This is a genomic window from Flavobacterium sp. GCM10023249 (genome assembly GCF_042653365.1).
Taxonomy (GTDB): domain Bacteria; phylum Bacteroidota; class Bacteroidia; order Flavobacteriales; family Flavobacteriaceae; genus Flavobacterium.
The window spans coordinates 45,289-61,722 of the sequence record NZ_JBHSHZ010000015.1 but is presented as its reverse complement, the minus strand read 5'-3'; the positions used below and the strand labels follow the sequence as shown (position 1 = coordinate 61,722).

At 33.7% G+C, this 16,434-nt stretch carries 14 protein-coding genes; 5 read left to right on the top strand and 9 right to left on the bottom strand.

What is annotated here, in order from left to right:
• Positions 1–74: 74 nt before the first annotated feature.
• The 3 genes from ACFO7M_RS13275 to ACFO7M_RS13265 form a co-directional block, all read right to left on the bottom strand.
• Positions 75–332, bottom strand: a complete 258-nt coding sequence (locus ACFO7M_RS13275; protein ID WP_379736133.1) for a hypothetical protein — start codon at positions 330–332, stop codon at positions 75–77.
• Positions 333–402: 70 nt separating this feature from the next.
• Positions 403–861, bottom strand: coding sequence for a hypothetical protein (locus tag ACFO7M_RS13270; protein WP_379736131.1), 459 nt, complete (start codon positions 859–861; stop codon positions 403–405).
• Positions 851–2,131 (bottom strand): tyrosine-type recombinase/integrase, encoded by a 1,281-nt coding sequence (locus ACFO7M_RS13265; RefSeq protein ID WP_379736130.1) that lies wholly within the window; start codon positions 2,129–2,131, stop codon positions 851–853. The genes ACFO7M_RS13270 and ACFO7M_RS13265 overlap by 11 nt, the downstream gene beginning before the upstream one ends.
• A gap of 478 nt (positions 2,132–2,609) precedes the next feature.
• On the opposite strand from ACFO7M_RS13265, the gene ACFO7M_RS13260 reads away from it, so the two are divergent.
• Entirely contained in the window at positions 2,610–4,121 is a 1,512-nt protein-coding gene (locus tag ACFO7M_RS13260) for a sensor histidine kinase (protein WP_379736128.1), read from the top strand.
• A 64-nt stretch (positions 4,122–4,185) separates the two neighbouring features.
• Here ACFO7M_RS13260 and rny read toward each other — a convergent pair whose 3' ends face one another.
• The 3 genes from rny to ACFO7M_RS13245 form a co-directional block, all read right to left on the bottom strand.
• Positions 4,186–5,748 carry a ribonuclease Y gene (rny, locus tag ACFO7M_RS13255; RefSeq protein ID WP_379736126.1) on the bottom strand — a complete coding sequence of 521 codons (1,563 nt, stop codon included), beginning with the start codon at positions 5,746–5,748 and terminating at the stop codon, positions 4,186–4,188.
• A 207-nt stretch (positions 5,749–5,955) separates the two neighbouring features.
• Positions 5,956–6,249, bottom strand: a complete 294-nt coding sequence (locus ACFO7M_RS13250) for a cell division protein ZapA (protein ID WP_379715704.1) — start codon at positions 6,247–6,249, stop codon at positions 5,956–5,958.
• Between the two features lie 8 nt (positions 6,250–6,257).
• Positions 6,258–6,548 carry a hypothetical protein gene (locus tag ACFO7M_RS13245; RefSeq protein WP_379715701.1) on the bottom strand — a complete coding sequence of 97 codons (291 nt, stop codon included), beginning with the start codon at positions 6,546–6,548 and terminating at the stop codon, positions 6,258–6,260.
• Positions 6,549–6,736: 188 nt separating this feature from the next.
• Between ACFO7M_RS13245 and ACFO7M_RS13240 the strand changes: the two genes are divergently transcribed.
• The 4 genes from ACFO7M_RS13240 to ACFO7M_RS13225 are packed head-to-tail and all read left to right on the top strand — an operon-like array spanning position 6,737 to position 12,100.
• Entirely contained in the window at positions 6,737–8,428 is a 1,692-nt protein-coding gene (locus ACFO7M_RS13240) for a M23 family metallopeptidase (protein WP_379736124.1), read from the top strand.
• Positions 8,429–8,434: 6 nt separating this feature from the next.
• Positions 8,435–10,894, top strand: coding sequence for a TonB-dependent receptor (locus ACFO7M_RS13235; protein ID WP_379736122.1), 2,460 nt, complete (start codon positions 8,435–8,437; stop codon positions 10,892–10,894).
• Between the two features lie 40 nt (positions 10,895–10,934).
• On the top strand, positions 10,935–11,645 hold the full coding sequence (locus tag ACFO7M_RS13230) for a hypothetical protein (RefSeq protein WP_379736120.1): 711 nt from the start codon (positions 10,935–10,937) through the stop codon (positions 11,643–11,645).
• Positions 11,646–11,665: 20 nt separating this feature from the next.
• Positions 11,666–12,100, top strand: a complete 435-nt coding sequence (locus ACFO7M_RS13225; protein ID WP_379736118.1) for a hypothetical protein — start codon at positions 11,666–11,668, stop codon at positions 12,098–12,100.
• Here ACFO7M_RS13225 and ACFO7M_RS13220 read toward each other — a convergent pair.
• The 3 genes from ACFO7M_RS13220 to ACFO7M_RS13210 all read right to left on the bottom strand — a co-directional run bounded on the left by ACFO7M_RS13220 (position 12,093) and on the right by ACFO7M_RS13210 (position 16,414).
• On the bottom strand, positions 12,093–12,794 hold the full coding sequence (locus tag ACFO7M_RS13220) for a hypothetical protein (RefSeq protein ID WP_379715686.1): 702 nt from the start codon (positions 12,792–12,794) through the stop codon (positions 12,093–12,095). The genes ACFO7M_RS13225 and ACFO7M_RS13220 overlap by 8 nt on opposite strands.
• Positions 12,795–12,857: 63 nt before the next feature.
• Positions 12,858–14,687: an ABC transporter ATP-binding protein gene (locus tag ACFO7M_RS13215; RefSeq protein WP_379736117.1), complete on the bottom strand. Its 1,830-nt coding sequence runs from the start codon at positions 14,685–14,687 to the stop codon at positions 12,858–12,860.
• Positions 14,687–16,414 (bottom strand): phospho-sugar mutase, encoded by a 1,728-nt coding sequence (locus ACFO7M_RS13210; protein WP_379736115.1) that lies wholly within the window; start codon positions 16,412–16,414, stop codon positions 14,687–14,689. The genes ACFO7M_RS13215 and ACFO7M_RS13210 overlap by 1 nt, the downstream gene beginning before the upstream one ends.
• Between the last annotated feature and the right edge of the window lie 20 nt (positions 16,415–16,434).

The window sequence follows — 16,434 nt, the reverse complement described above, 5'->3', positions numbered from 1 at the left end:
TTCTATTTGGCAAGAAAGGTTTATTTTCATATTATTAACCATAATTATTCGTTCACTTTAATAACATACTATTTTTAAATAAACTCTAAAGAATCTCGTTTTAAAATTATCTTTTTATTTCTTCCACAACAAACAATCTCAATTTTAACCACTCCCTTTTTTGTATAAAATTTATGATTTTCCACCACATCTCCTTCAATCTGATAATATGATGTCTGTTGAATTTCTCCTATTTGTAAACACTCTTTTTCGAATATTTTTATGGTCTTAAATTTTTTATCCATATTTTCAATTATCATTATACTATCATTAATAATGAACTTAACTCCCATTTCATTGTATGTTTGACAGAATGAAATTGTTGGACATAAAAGAAAAAAGTAAAGTTTAAATCTCAACATATTACATCTTTTTTGATAAATCATCAAGCTCTTTTATTTGTTCTTCTGATAACGATTCTATACCAAAAGATGCTATTTGATCCAAAAACATATTAATATGTCCAAATTTATTTTTTTTAAAGTAATTGGTTTTCGGATTGAAGGAAACGGACTGTTCTTCACTGTTAATACAACTTATTTTTAAGATGCTTTTTGAAAAATCATCATTATAAACAATAGTCTCGTCATTGTTTGAATGACCCACAAACAAGAAAAGACCATCCTTTTTCAAAAGGATAATCTTTTTAATCTTATGAGAAAAAACCAAATAATCCTGCCATCTTATCCGACAGTATTTTTGGCCATTTGCAGCTATTGATTTAGCAACAAAATCCGGATTGATTTTCAGTGACCTCAGCACACCATTCATTTTTTTATAAGGCAGATCCTTGACTGAAATTACAATTAAGTTATTTTCCATTTCCTTTTGATTTTAATGAATTCCTCCAAAGTTCTTCCATCTTACTCGCAGACTCATCTGTCGTTGTTTTTATGTACTTCATAAATTGATTATAACTTTTATGAGTTGTTATTGCCATTATCGTTTTATCATCTATTTTTCCGTAATGATTCGTCACAAAAGATCTTCTGCAAGTATGAGAGCTAATTAGCTCATATTTTGGATAATACGATTTAACTTTTCTGTTTTTACCCGGAACTCTTTTTCTTCCTACCATTACCTCATTTATTCCGGCCAATTTGCATATTATTTTGATGTCCTTGTTAAATTTCACCTCATTAACCCTTACAAACGGGCGATTCCCTCGAGCTTCTAACACTTCCTTAACCTGATAATGCAATGGAATTGTAGCCTTTTCTCCGGTTTTATCCGTTGCAGTTATGACTATTCTGTCTTTAATAATTTTAAATTGATCAAAACGTATTAAGTCTCCCAATCGTAATCCCGTCCACAAACCAATTATAAACAAATGGTGTGAATCTCTCAATTCAAGATTTTGACTTAAATCCAAGCTGAAAATTTTGTCTATTTCTGTTTCATTTAAATAGGTGTCAATAGGAGTGCTTCGTTGGTAAGTGAAATTTTTGCTTTCAATTTCGGAGCTTGTTTCATAACCAAATGATTTAGCTTCCCTGACAAACTGCTTAACATGTCGGACGTATTTTTCAATCACAGTCCCTCCGTATTCTTTTTCAACAGATAAATAAGCCGTAAACCGCTGATGAAAATTAAGATCTATATCCTTTGTTTTTATGGTTATCCCCTCTTTATCCTGAAACTCAACAATTCTTGCTAATGTGGTTTTGTAAGCTTTTATGGTATTTTCTGCAATAATCTTATTAGTCAAAGGATTAACACGATTTGTCGAATTTTTAATAAAATTATCAATAAACGGAACGAAGTAGTACCTAAAATCATCGACTCCAGTTGGTCTTTTGTAAAACTCATCAACTCTCTTTTTCAGCCATTTTGAATCTATCAACTCTCCCTTAGCGTAATCTGGGTAAAATTTTTCAAATATAAAATCTGATATTCCTTTTATTTTTTGGTTGATATCTTCTCTTATCTCTAAATCAACTCTCTGTTTTAATGAGTTAGTCGTGTTACTCCAACAAATATTTTCAACAAAAATATTTGAAGGCGCATAACAATTAATCTCACCATGATACAACCTCATATTAAGATTTCCCACCTCTTTTTTTGTGTTTAATTTAAATTGGATTTTTGCCATTTTATAATATTTGATTATTATATTTTGGCGCTCAAAAAAGTTTAAAACTGATGAAAAAAAAATCACGGTATTTTCACGAAATTTTTATTAACCGCATTTAATCTCCCTTGAAATTTTAAAATTAAAAACCGTTAAATCCCTTTAAAACATAGACTTTTCATCATTTTTAAGACTAAAGTAAGCTCAATAAAAACAAGTAAGAAATTTCCGTCTTCGCTACGAAAAGGTAAACCCTAACTAATTAAATAGTTAGGGTTTTTTTATTGTCTAAATTTTGAAAATAAACAAAAGTTATGTTGTGATATTCCTTTATTTTTTTTGATAATCAACTTTCAAATATGAAATTTCTGATTTTAAAATAAGTTTGTTTCGTTGGTGCTAGGAATATGTTGATGAAATAGGGTTCTTTTTCAGTGCTTGTCTTTTATATTTTCAATAAATTTATTAATATTGTGTAACAACATAATTAATTTTAGAAGTGAAGGAGGCGAGATTGAATGCAATTGATGAGGTTTATTTGAACAGGATAATTTCTAAACAGCCGTATATTTTCTTTCAATTTACAGTTGATGCCGATGATATGCTGCATTTTGATTATTTAAATGGACAGATAGAGGAATTTTGTGAAAGTAGTTTTTCTGAATTTGAAAAAGACCCATTTGAGGTCTTTAAACGCATTGTGCATCCTGAGGATAAGTCTAGATTGATTAAATCAGTTAATGAAAAGCGTATCTCTTTGGGTAGTTGGGAAATTGAATTTCGTATTATTCTGCCAAAAGCCGGGTTACGTTGGTGTAAAGTGATGGCTTCAACTGAAAAATTGGATAATGATAGTGTGATTTTCTTTGGTGTCAATTCGAATATAACAAATCAAAAGAAACAAGAAGAAGATCATAAGATTTCGGAACTCCGTAGTCAGTTTGCTAATTTGGCTTCAAGTATTGGTGTTTGGGATTGGGATATGGTAACCAACGAAGTATTTTATTCTGCTCAATCACTTAAGATTTTAGAAATCGATGATAATGATCACGATTTAATTGATAATCCGGAAAAATGGGATGAATTGGTTCATCCAGATGATAGAGCGGCTTATTTTGGAAATATTCAGGAGCATTTTGATGGAAAAATACCTTATTATGAAACCTATCACAGGGTTTTATGTAACGGTCGCTATAAATGGATTTTAGATCGCGGTAAGGTTATCCTTCGTGATGAAAATGGTAAGCCTTTACGAATCATTGGTACACATACCGATGTAACTGCTCAAAAAGATAAAGAACAAAAACTTCAGGAGACTTTTGATATGGTGAATAACCAAAAAGGGAAACTTTTGAATTTTGCCCACATTGTTTCGCATAATCTAAAAAATCATACAGGTAATTTTAGTACGCTATTGACCTTTCATAAGAATGGGTATTTGACGACCGAGGAAGTTATTAATAGTTTGCAAACCGTTTCGGATGAGTTGACTGGTACAATCGAGAATTTAGTGGAATTGGTCAATGTGCAAGTGTCTGCTAGTGTTGAAAAACAGGATTTGTGCATTAAGGAATATTTGGCTAAGGTTTTATTAATTTTGAATGAAGAAATTCAGAAGAAGAATGTGTTAATTTTCAATAATGTTCCAGATAATGTAATGGTGTCTTTTATTCCGGCTTATCTTGAAAGTATCATTTTGAATTTAGCAACAAATGCGATCAAGTATTATGATCCTGAAAAAAAAGAAACAAAACTCGAATTTTATTTAGAAACGCGGGAAGAATTTATTGAGTACAATGTGCTTTGTGTAAAGGATAATGGATTGGGGATTGATTTAGTTAAATATAAGGATGTTATTTTTGGATTGTACAAAACATTCCATAAACATAAAGATTCGACGGGAATCGGCTTGTATATAACCAAAAATCAGATAGAGGCTATGGGTGGAAAGATAGAAGTGGAGAGTGAAGTGGGAGTAGGTACTATTTTTAAAGTGTTTTTTAAAAAGTAATACTATGTTATAAAGTAAAAAAGACCATCAATTGATGGTCTTTTTTATTTCTCAAAAGAGAATATTATTTAGCAATGTTGACTGCTCTGGTTTCTCTGATTACTGTAATTTTTACTTGGCCAGGATAAGTCATTTCCGTTTGGATTTTATGTGAAATGTCGAAAGATAATTTAGCTGCCATTTCATCAGAAACTTTTTCGCTTTCTACGATAACACGTAATTCTCTACCTGCCTGAATTGCGTAAGCGCTTTTTACTCCGCCAAAACCATAAGCGATATCTTCTAAATCTTTCAAACGTTGAATGTAAGAATCCAATACTTGACGACGTGCTCCTGGACGTGCTCCTGAAATAGCATCACATACTTGAATAATAGGAGAAAGTAAAGATTTCATCTCGATTTCGTCGTGGTGCGCTCCAATAGCGTTGCAAACTTCTTCTTTTTCGCCGTATTTTTCAGCCCATTGCATACCTAATAATGCGTGTGGTAAATCACTTTCGGTATCAGGAACTTTACCTATATCGTGTAATAAACCAGCTCTTTTTGCTAACTTCACATTTAAGCCTAATTCCGCAGCCATTAGACCACAAAGTTTGGCTACTTCACGGGAGTGTTGTAATAAGTTTTGTCCGTAAGAAGAACGGTATTTCATACGTCCAACGATTTTAATCAATTCAGGGTGTAATCCGTGAATTCCAAGATCGATTACAGTACGTTTACCAACTTCAATAATTTCGTCTTCGATTTGCTTTTGCGTTTTAGCAACTACTTCTTCAATACGTGCCGGGTGAATACGTCCATCTGTTACTAATTTGTGTAATGCTAAACGAGCGACTTCACGGCGTACAGGGTCAAAGCAAGAAAGGATAATGGCTTCCGGTGTATCATCAACAATGATTTCTACTCCGGTTGCAGCTTCAATAGCGCGGATGTTACGACCTTCGCGACCAATGATACGACCTTTCACATCATCCGATTCGATGTTAAATACAGATACACAGTTTTCAACGGCTTCTTCTGTTCCAACTCTTTGAATTGTATTAATGATGATTTTCTTCGCTTCTTGTTGTGCTGTTAATTTGGCTTCTTCAATAGTTTCTTGGATATGAGCCATTGCACTTGTTTTAGCTTCGGCTTTTAAGCTTTCTACTAATTGTTCTTTGGCTTCTTCAGCAGATAAGCCGGAAATTGTTTCCAATTGCTCCACTTGTGAACGGTGCATTTTCTCTACTTCGACAGCTTTTTTGTCTAAAGATTCGATTTTAGTTTGGTATTCAGCTGATTTTGATTCGAATTCGTCATTGACTTTTTTGGCCTTTGCTAATTCGTTAGAAACTTGTGATTCCTTATCGCGAATTCTTTTTTCTACTTCAGCTACTTTTCTGTCGCGTGCAATAATAACTTGCTCGTGTTCAGCCTTTAGTTCAATGAATTTTTCTTTCGCTTGTAGAATTTTATCTTTTTTAATGTTTTCGGCTTCAAGATTTGCGTCTTTTAAGATGGAAGCAGCTTCCTTTTTTGCGTTTTTGATAAGATTGGAAACATTGCTTTTTTCAATGAATTTCGCTATCCCAAAACCACCTGCTATTCCTACAACAGCTGCAATGATTATCGTTAAAATGTCCATAAGTTTGTTTGTGTTTATATATAAAAAAAACCTACATTAGAAGAAATGTATAAACTCGTATGTACAAGTTTTGAGTTAACTCGATGTTCAAGCTTCCTACTGAAAGGCTTGCTATAGTACCGAAGATTTACTCATTTTAAAATGTTAGTGTTGAGTTTATCAAATAATTACTAATGTAGGTAGTATTGTTAGTATATGTAAAGAACGTTATTTTTCAAGATATTCAGTCAATAAATCATTCAAGTGCTCTAGTTTTAATTTGGTCGATTCTTCTATTGTTGATTTATCGATTTGTTTTTGTTCAACCTGAGCCGCAAATTGTAAAGCACACATCGCTAGAACGTCTTGTTTGTCGCGAACGGCATAATTTTGTTCAAACTGCTTGATCATTGCATCAATCTTTTTAGAAGCACTTCGCAATCCTTCTTCTTGACTTGGATCTACTGTTAAAGGGTAGATTCTGTCTGCAATTGATATTTTAATTTTTAGTTTCTCACTCATTATGCTTTCTAATCAGAAAGTTGGGCAATACAATAGTCTATTTCTCTTATTAATGAATTTATTTTCAGCTTTGTATCTCGTTTGTATTCGTCACTACCAAGTAATGAATTTGTGATTTTTATTGAGTCGAAATCCGCTTTCAATGTCTTGATTTCCTGACTTTGGCTATGTATTATTTTCTCTGACTGGCTCAGTTTTATCAGCAAACCTTCGTTAGTATGCTGCAGACTTTCCAGCTTTTTGATAAGTTTTTGAAACTTAACTTCAAGAGAATCAACCATTCCTCCAATGTCACTCATGGCAATAAAAAATTCATTACGTACTTTACAAAGTTAGTATTCCTATTTAATTATACCAATATGTTTCTTAAAAAAATTGATTTTTATCATTTTTATTTCATAATCGCTTAAATTTTAATAAGTTATCAATAAGTGTTGTGCGTAATTATTTATTAAACAATTTCGTTATATTAGCACAAATGTTTTTTATGAGATTTTTAGGTTTCTTTTTATTGTTTATAACTTCGGTTTTTAGCCAAGATAAGTACCCCAAAGACTATTTCGGTTCTCCTTTAGATATTTCTTTGAGTATTGCGGGTTCTTTCGGAGAATTAAGGCCCAATCATTTTCATACGGGCATCGATTTTAGAACGCAGAAAAAAGAAGGCTTTCCAGTATATGCTACCGCTGACGGTTTTATTTCGAGAATAAACATTTCCACTTATGGATATGGGAAATGCATTTACATCGATCACCCCAATGGTTATACCACTGTTTATGCTCACCTACAGTCATTATCGCCTGCCGTGCATAAGTTAGTCAATGAAGAGCAGTATATTCAAAAAAAATATACAGTTGAAATTAGACCCAATTCAGATGTTTTACCTGTAAAAAAAGGTGAGTTAATCGGCTATTCAGGGAATACCGGTGGTTCATCTGGTCCGCATTTGCATTTTGAAATTCGTGATACTAAAACCGAGTTTGCTATCAACCCGTTTTTTTTTGGATATGATGAAAAAGTTAAAGATACTAAAGCGCCTATAGTAAATGGACTTTTAGTATATCCCATTGGTAATGATTCTAGTGTAAATGGTTCTGAAAATCCTTTGAACGTAGCATTGACGCTACAAAAAGACGGAACCTATCTGGCCAATAGAGTGGAAGGTAAGGGAAAAATTGGTTTTGGATTGAATGCTCATGATATTTCCGATTTTAATTATGGAAAGAACGGGATTTTTAAAGCCGATGTTTTTTTGAATGGAATGCCTCATTATAGCTATGAGTTTGATTCTTTTTCTTTTGATGAAATGCATCATGTCAACTGTTTTATAGATTATCCGAGATACAAATTGACGCATCAACGTTTTCAAAAATTGTTCATAGGAAGTGTATATCCTACAAATATTGTCAAATTGATGCGGGAAGAAGGTATTGTTAATCTGGCTTTAAATTTTACTTTGAACTATAAAATTGTACTTCAGGATTTTCATGGTAATAAAACCATAATTAACGTTCCGATTTCCTATAAAAATACTCCCGTTACACAGCCTGTTAAGGAATATAAAACACCTTATTTTCTGAAAGCTCGAAATGATAATAGTTATGCGAAAGATGCTATTTCGGTCTTTTTTCCTGAAAATACGTTTTATGATGATTTTTATTTGAAGTTTGAAGTTGTGAATAATGAATTACTTTTGCACAGCGAATCCATTGCAGTCAACAATCCTTTTCAGATTACTTTTGATGTTTCCAAAATACCGGTAGCTGAACGTGAAAAAATGTTTATTGCGAATCTGGATGGCAATCAAACGGAATACAATTCGACCTTTAAAAAAGACGACATATTCTCTATACGTACTAAAAAGCTAGGGAAATTCTTTTTAAAGAAAGATGATGTAATGCCAAAGATTTTCAATCCTAATTTTAAAGAAGGTGATACGCTTGATGTACAAAAACATCTAAGAATATCGATATCCGATGATATGTCAGGGATTAAAGAATATAACGCTTATCTCAATGGAAAATGGATTTTGATGGAATATGAAACAAAATCGAATCGTTTGACGCATCATTTTTCTGATGATAAGTTTGATAACGGACGAAATGATTTTAAAATAGAAGTGAAAGACAATATGGGGAATATTGCAGCATTTGAATCGCATTTTTATAAAACCAAATAATACATTTTGAAAACTAATTTTTTTATACTTTTTTTCTTTTTTTCTCTTTTTACGTTCGCTCAAACAGCCAGAGTTAAGGGGATTGTGTTTGATGAAAACAAAAAGCCGGTTGAAGGAGTAAACGTTTCCTTTCAAGATAAAAAAACAACAACGAACGAAAATGGTTTCTATGTTTTAACTGTTGAACCTAATGTAAAATCCAATTTAAAATTTTCTCATGTTTCGCTAAAACCAACAGTAGTTGCCTTGGAGTTACGAAAAAATGAAGATTATGAATTCAATTTGGTGATGAAAAACACGGTTGAGGAAATCGGAGAAGTAGTCATAGACAATAACAGAAGAAAACGAGTGGAAGGTGTTACTACAATTTCACCGCAAGCAGTTCGTTTAATCCCTGGCGCCAATGCCGGTGTTGAAAATATTTTAAAATTATTACCAGGTGTAAGTTCAAATAATGAATTGAGTACTCAATATGCTGTACGTGGAGGGAATTATGATGAAAACTTAGTATATGTAAACGAAATTGAAGTTTATCGTCCTTTTTTGATTCGCTCGGGTCAACAAGAAGGATTAAGCTTTGCCAATAAAGATTTGGTTAAAAATATTGATTTTTCTTCGGGTGGTTTTCAAGCAAGATTCGGTGATAAACTGTCTTCGGTTTTGGATATTACGTATCGACGTCCTTCAAAGTTTGGTGTAGCTTTAGAAGCTAGTTACTTAGGCGTGAATTTGGCGGTTGAAAATGCTTCGAAAGACCAGAAATGGACTCAGATTACTGGAATCCGCTATCGTGACAATAGTATGTTGGTGAAAAGTCAACAAACGGAAGTAGATTTCAGACCTCGTTTTGTCGATGTACAGTCGTATGTAACTTTTACGCCTAATACCAAGTGGCAGCATAGTTTTTTAGGTAATATTTCTCAAAATAAATACGATTATCGACCTTTAGTACGCCAAACTAATTTTGGAACAATCAATGAACCCATTGCTTTGTTGGTGTATTATGAAGGACAAGAAAAAGATAAGTATACCACTGTATTCGGTGCATATAAAAGTGTTTTTGAACCCAATGAAAATTTTACATTGAAGCTTATTGGTTCTGCTTACCATACACAAGAAAAGGAATATTTTGATATTATGGGACAGTACCGATTGGGAGAAGTAAATGGTAATTTAGGCGATGAAAATTTTGGGGAAGTTGAATATACACGAGGTATCGGCTCACAGTTAACTCATGCTCGAAATGATTTGGATGCGTTGATTTTTAATGTTGAAGTGAAAGGAACACATAAAAAGAATCAAAATCAAATCGATTGGGGACTAAAATATACCAAAGAGAGCATCCGTGATCGTATTAGAGAATGGGAAGTGATTGATTCGGCTGGATTTTCATTGAATAATCCAATTTTAGACACTCCGGTTAATGATCAACCGTATAATCCTTATGTTGGACCATTGGCGCCTTATAGTAATGTTAGAGCAATTAATTTTGCTGATATCGATCGAATTTCTGGGTATGTACAATGGAATCGTCGTTCTTTTTGGAATGAGCATGAAATTTTCACCAATCTTGGGGTAAGAGCACACCAATGGCAGGTGAGTGGAGAGGATATCTCTGGTAAAAGCCAAGTGACTTTCAGTCCGAGAGCTCAATTTGCTATTAAGCCGGCATGGGAAAAGGATATGTTATTCCGTGTTTCGGGTGGTTTTTATCATCAACCACCATTTTATCGTGAGTTAAGAGATGAAAACGGAGTGGTGCAACCTAATGTAAAAGCGCAACAGTCAATTCATGTGGTGTTGGGTAATGATTATAGCTTTAAAATGTGGGACAGACCTTTTAAATTGGTATCCGAAGTTTATTACAAATCATTAACGGATGTTAATCCGTATACTTTGGATAATGTCAGGATTCGCTATGAAGCCAAAAATAATGCAACAGCGTATGCGCAAGGGATAGATTTGCGATTGAATGGTGAATTTGTTCCAGGAACTGAATCGTGGTTGAGTTTCGGCTATTTGAAAACTGAGGAAAATATCGACAATAGAGGTTTTATAGCTAGGCCAACAGATCAGCGTTTGAAGTTTGGTATTCTTTTTCAAGACTATATTCCAAATATTCCAGCATGTAAAGTGTACTTGAATTTGGTATACAATACAGGTTTGCCTGGTGGTTCGCCTTCTTATGCTGATCCGTATGATTATCAGTTGCGATTACGTGATTATCGTCGTGCAGACATTGGTTTTTCTTATGTTTTTACAGATAGAGCCAGAGCGAAAGAAGAAGGAAGTTGGTTGCGCAAATTCAAAGATTTGTCGGTTGGTTTGGAAATATTCAACATGTTCAATAACCAAAATGCCATCACAAATACTTGGGTGAGAGACGTGTATACTAAATCACAGTATGGGGTGCCGAATTATCTTACTTCGCGTGTTTTCAGTTTCAAGCTGAATATGAAGTTGTAATCCAAAAAGTAGTATATTTGATACAAAATCAGTTATAATAATGAAAAAGCTGTTATATATTTTGCCTCTAGTATCTTTGTTGGCAAGCTGTAAGGAAGAAGAAAAGCCAAAAGTAATTTATGAAGATTCTAAAGTTCAAGTGGTTAAAAAGGATTCTTCTCAAATTAAAGTAGCTGATTTACCCATTCATATGCAAGGCACAAAATATTTGTTACATGCTATAGGTGATGTGCAAGTGGCTTATGAACGCGGAGGAACTTACGGATCAGCTAAAACCAACATGGGTAGCTATGCTTTGTCCAATTACAATAGTTTCGAACTTACGGGTTACTTTCAGAATATTAAATTCCAACACATTGATTCTACTGCGCTACGTCCGTTGACAGATAAAAATGTGCAAATCCAAACAGCGACGTTTTTAAATACTATTGCTGCTAAAACTAAAAAGCAAATTTTAGTATATTCTTTAGTGGATTCCGATACTAATCGTGATGGTAAAATTGATGCAAATGATATCAAATCGTTGTATATAAGTGATTTTAGTGGATTGCGTCTTCAAAAACTTTCAGGGGAACTTCACGAGTTGATTGATTGGAATTTGATTGAATCATTAAATCGTTTGTATTTTAGAACAATTGAAGATATCAACAAAAACGGTGCTTTTGATAAAAAGGATAAAGTGCATTACCATTTTGTCAATTTGGCTGCTGATGAATGGAAAGTAGAAGATTATTCGCCAATTGAAGAATAAATTAAAAACAGATACTAGTTATGAAAATTACAATTACCTGCTTTATATTAGTATTGATGAGTATTACTTCTGCAGTAGCTCAAGAGAAATATTTTGCATCATCAAAAGAAGCTAAAGACTTTTCTGTGAAATGTTCCACTCTTTTTAAGGAAAACAAATTGAATGATTTCTTTAAAGAGTTAAGAGCATATTGGCCTCTGCCCGAAAATGAAATTGGAAGTTTAGAGGACAAAACGATTCAGTATATGAATTTATTAAAAGATCGATTTGGTGCTACAGAAGGCGTTGTTAAAATTAAAGAAGAGGTAATCAGCGATTTTGCTATAAAGGAAACATATATACTGCGTTTTGAAAATTCGGCTGTCCGTTTAATTTATGTTTACTATAAAAACAAAAAAGGATGGGTAATTAATATGTTCAAGTGGGACGATAGTTTTACGGAAGAGTTTAAATAAGAATATCGCTTTCCAAATCGGATTTTTCAATTTCAAATCCGAATCCTAATTTTTCAACCAATTCAATAACCAATTTTTTATACCAGTTCTCACTTTTAGGGTGAATGTAGATTTTATCAATTAGTTTATTGATGTCTACATTGATTTTCAATCCTTCGTTTATAGTAATCTGATGTGAAGTTACATCGGTTATGATGCGTATCTCACGTTCGTATTGGAAACTTTTCCTTTTGAAAAGAAACGGGAAAAAATCATCTTCAAAAGGGATGTATTCTTTTTTATAGTCGATGTAATTGACTTCTCCAATATGTTGCACAAAAATTTCTTCGGGTAGTAATGCTTCTTTGAGACGTCCAATAGTGGATTGAATAGCTAAACCTTCGTTGTTTTTGGTGAAAATCTGCCACATGGCAAAACTTTCGTATTCGTTAGTGTGCCAACTACTGATGACTACTTTTTCACGATGGGATTTGTAGTAATCCAAAAAATCAGGTTTGTTTTCGGCTATTCGGCGTATTTCTTCAAAAGTGGGCTCGCTGAAAGTCCCCTCGTATTGGTCTTCAAATTTATCGGACCGCGACATAAACATCTTTCCTGAGAGTAAAATATCCAAGAATTTCGATAAATCAAGATATTTCCAAACAATAGTGTTCGGATCTTCAGGAAGATGTATTTGTGAATTTTCAATATACATTTGAAAATGAAGATACGAATTTTAATTCAAATCTGTTTTAAATCTTCACTACCAAAATGTAAACTATTCGAAAGACTGCATCATGACTAATTTAGAATAAGAGCCGTTTTTAGCCAATAATTCATCATGCGTACCTTGTTCTACAATTTCTCCTTTTTGCATCACAATGATATTGTCTGCTTTCTGGATGGTTGATAAACGGTGTGCAATCACGATAGATGTGCGGTTTTGCATCATGTTTTCCAATGCTACTTGTACAAATTTTTCACTTTCTGTATCCAATGCCGAAGTAGCTTCATCCAAAATCATTATCGGTGGGTTTTTTAATACTGCACGAGCTATAGATAAGCGTTGCTTTTGGCCACCTGAAAGTTTACTTCCAGAGTCACCAATATTCGTTTCAATGCCTTCAGGTAAGTCTTTTACAAATTCGTAGGCATTAGCTATTTTTAATGCTTCGATAATTTCTTCATCTGAGGCATTCGGTTTTCCAATCAATAAATTATTTTTAATCGAATCGTTAAACAAAATCGAATCTTGTGTTACCAATCCCATTAAACTTCTTAGCGAATGCATATCCATATCTTTGATGTCAATGCCATCAATGGTAATTTTTCCTTCTTGGACATCATAAAAGCGAGTCAGTAAATTGGCGATGGTACTTTTTCCAGAGCCGGATTGACCAACCAATGCCACGGTCTTTCCTTTAGGGATTTCGATCGAAAAGTTGGTTAATACATTTTCTTCCTGATAAGCAAAATTGATGTTTTCTAACTTAATGTTTCGCTCAAAGCTTTCTTTTACAATGGCATCAGGTTTGTTTTGTAAGGTGTTTTCTTCTTCCAGAACACTGAAAACTCTTTCGGCTGCTGCTAAACCGCCTCTTACCTGATAAGAAGCTTTCGAAATGGCTTTGGCTGGAGTTAAAATGGTATAAGCCAATGCAATGTAAGCGATAAATGTTGTTGGTGCGAGCGATTTATCTACGATTACCAATTGGCCGCCGTACCATAATAAAATCGCTATGGTTACAATTCCTAAAAATTCACTTAAAGGAGAAGCTAGGTTGTTTTTATTTCCGATACTGTTTGATAATCGCAATAAACGTTGCAAAGAATCATTGAATTTTGTAATGAATTTTCCTTCTGCATTGAATCCTTTGACTACTTTTAAACCACTCAATGTCTCGTCCAAAATAGATATTTGTATTCCGTTTTGTTCCTGTGCTTTGGTTGATTTCGCTTTTAAATTTTTACCCACTCTAGAAATGATTATTCCAGAAATGGGAATGAATAAAAATACAAACAACGTTAGTTTCGCACTAATCAAAAACATAGTAATAATGGAGAATAATATGGTCAAAGGTTCCCTTACTACGAGTTCCAATACTTGGAAGAAGGAATTTTTAACTTCATTAACATCGCCAAGCATTCTGGACATAACATCTCCTTTTCTCTTTTCAGAATAATAAGAAACGGGTAAATGAATGATTACTTCATACAGTTTTTCCCTGATATCTTTCAAAACTCCGTTACGTAATCTTGTTACATGGTAAGAAGCAAAGTAATTGGTGATGTTTTTTAAGAAAGCTGTGGCAATTATAATAGAAATAACAAAAAGAATTGCGAATTCAAATCCATTACTTTCGGTCAATTGAGTCACTTTGTAATTCAAGTAGTCTTCCGCAAACGATTTAATACCTGCTATACCATTAAAAGTTGGAGCGGAGGTAATTTTTTTGTTCAGACCAAAAATTACATTTAAGGTTGGAATCATTGAAACCATCAACAAAGTAGAAAAAAAGGCGTAAAAAATATTATAAACAATATTCAATACTATGTCTTTTTTATAGACTAAGGCAAAAGGGATTAATTTTTTGAGATTACTATCCATTAGTTCAATTGCATTTCAGCAATAATGTTTTTGATTTTGGTATCTAATTGTAGTTCTGCTGCAGGAACATCTGCAATGTTATCAATGGCGCAGTTCACACTGAAGTAGAATTTTATCTTAGGTTCTGTACCGCTTGGGCGAGCACAGATTTTACTTCCGTCTTCCAAATAATAAATTAACACGTTTGATTTTGGAACCATAATATCAAATTCTTCACCGTTCATGAAATCTTTTCCTTTGGATGATTGATAGTCTTCCACGCAAACTACGCGTTCTCCGTTGATTTCTTTTAAAGGGTTCTGACGTAAATCCACCATCATTTGTTTGATTTCGTTGGCGCCTTCAATACCTTTTTTAGTAATGGAAATTAAATGTTCTTTATAGAACCCGAAGTCTACATACATTTGTAATAATTCTTGGTATAAAGTACTGTTTTTTTCTTTGGCTTGGGCAGCAATTTCACAAACTAATAAAATAGCAGCTACGGCATCCTTATCGCGTACGGCATCGCCAACCATGAATCCGAAACTTTCTTCACCACCGCCAATGTAGGTTTGGTTAGGAAAATCTTTGATAAATTTTGCAATCCATTTGAAACCGGTTAAACCTACTTTGCATTCCACTTCATAAGCAGATGCCAATTCCAGCATCATTGGAGTTGAAACGATTGTAGAGCCAATGAATTCATTACCGGTCAATTTACCTTGTTTTTTCCATTGTTCCAATAGGAAAGCGGTCATAACTACCATCGTTTGGTTGCCATTCAAAAGCATCATTTTGCCTTCGCTATTGCGAACTGCTACTCCTAAACGGTCTGAATCGGGATCGGTTCCAACCACAATGTCAGCATTAATTTTGTCGGCCAATTCCATTGCCATTGCCAATGCTTCCGGTTCTTCCGGGTTAGGAGAGACAACAGTTGGGAAATTTCCGTTAGGTTCGGCTTGTTCAGCAACAATATTGACGTCGGTATAACCAGCTTTGGCTAAAACACCAGGTATTGCTTTTATAGAAGTTCCGTGTAGGGAAGTGTATACAATTTTTAAATTCTTTTTGGCTTCGGTTGAAGTGTTGAAACTTGCATTTTTGATTGTTGAATCTCTGAATGCTTCGTCAATAGCAGTGTCTATATATTCAATTAAAGTTTCATCAGCATTGAAATTGATGTCGCTGTATTCCAGACTTTCAATCTCGGCAATTACTTCTGCATCTTGAGGTGGAACAATCTGTCCACCATCTTGCCAATACACTTTGTATCCGTTGTATTCGGGTGGATTGTGTGATGCAGTTAATACGATACCGGTATGGCAATTCAAATGACGTACTGCGAAAGATAGCTCTGGAGTTGGGCGCATTTCTGAGAATAGATACACTTTAATTCCATTGGCTGAAAATACATCGGCCACTACTTTAGCTAACGTATCGCTATTGTGACGGCAGTCATAAGCAATAGCGACTTTGATTGATTCATTAGGGAAACTTCTTTTTAAATAATTGGCTAAACCTTGAGTATTTTTTCCTAAAGTGTATTTGTTGATACGGTTAGTTCCTACGCCCATAACGCCACGCATTCCACCTGTACCGAATTCCAAATTTTTATAGAAACTCTCTTCCAATTCTTTTGGAGAAGAGGTCATCATTTCTATGATGTTTTTTTGTGTTTCTTCGTCAAATGTTGGGGTCAGCCAAATATTAACCTTATCTAAAATTGTCTTTTCGATATGCATTTCTTAAATTTTAGAATTAA

Excerpts from the sequence above, each read along its gene's own strand:
- ACFO7M_RS13230 (WP_379736120.1), top strand. The coding sequence starts at position 10,935 with ATGAAAAAGCTGTTATATATTTTGCCTCTAGTATCTTTGTTGGCAAGC.
- ACFO7M_RS13210 (WP_379736115.1), bottom strand. The coding sequence starts at position 16,414 with ATGCATATCGAAAAGACAATTTTAGATAAGGTTAATATTTGGCTGACC.
- ACFO7M_RS13245 (WP_379715701.1), bottom strand. The coding sequence starts at position 6,548 with ATGAGTGACATTGGAGGAATGGTTGATTCTCTTGAAGTTAAGTTTCAA.
- ACFO7M_RS13265 (WP_379736130.1), bottom strand. The coding sequence starts at position 2,131 with ATGGCAAAAATCCAATTTAAATTAAACACAAAAAAAGAGGTGGGAAAT.
- ACFO7M_RS13225 (WP_379736118.1), top strand. The coding sequence starts at position 11,666 with ATGAAAATTACAATTACCTGCTTTATATTAGTATTGATGAGTATTACT.
- ACFO7M_RS13240 (WP_379736124.1), top strand. The coding sequence starts at position 6,737 with ATGAGATTTTTAGGTTTCTTTTTATTGTTTATAACTTCGGTTTTTAGC.
- ACFO7M_RS13220 (WP_379715686.1), bottom strand. The coding sequence starts at position 12,794 with ATGTATATTGAAAATTCACAAATACATCTTCCTGAAGATCCGAACACT.
- ACFO7M_RS13215 (WP_379736117.1), bottom strand. The coding sequence starts at position 14,687 with ATGGATAGTAATCTCAAAAAATTAATCCCTTTTGCCTTAGTCTATAAA.
- ACFO7M_RS13250 (WP_379715704.1), bottom strand. The coding sequence starts at position 6,249 with ATGAGTGAGAAACTAAAAATTAAAATATCAATTGCAGACAGAATCTAC.
- rny (WP_379736126.1), bottom strand. The coding sequence starts at position 5,748 with ATGGACATTTTAACGATAATCATTGCAGCTGTTGTAGGAATAGCAGGT.
- ACFO7M_RS13275 (WP_379736133.1), bottom strand. The coding sequence starts at position 332 with ATGGGAGTTAAGTTCATTATTAATGATAGTATAATGATAATTGAAAAT.
- ACFO7M_RS13270 (WP_379736131.1), bottom strand. The coding sequence starts at position 861 with ATGGAAAATAACTTAATTGTAATTTCAGTCAAGGATCTGCCTTATAAA.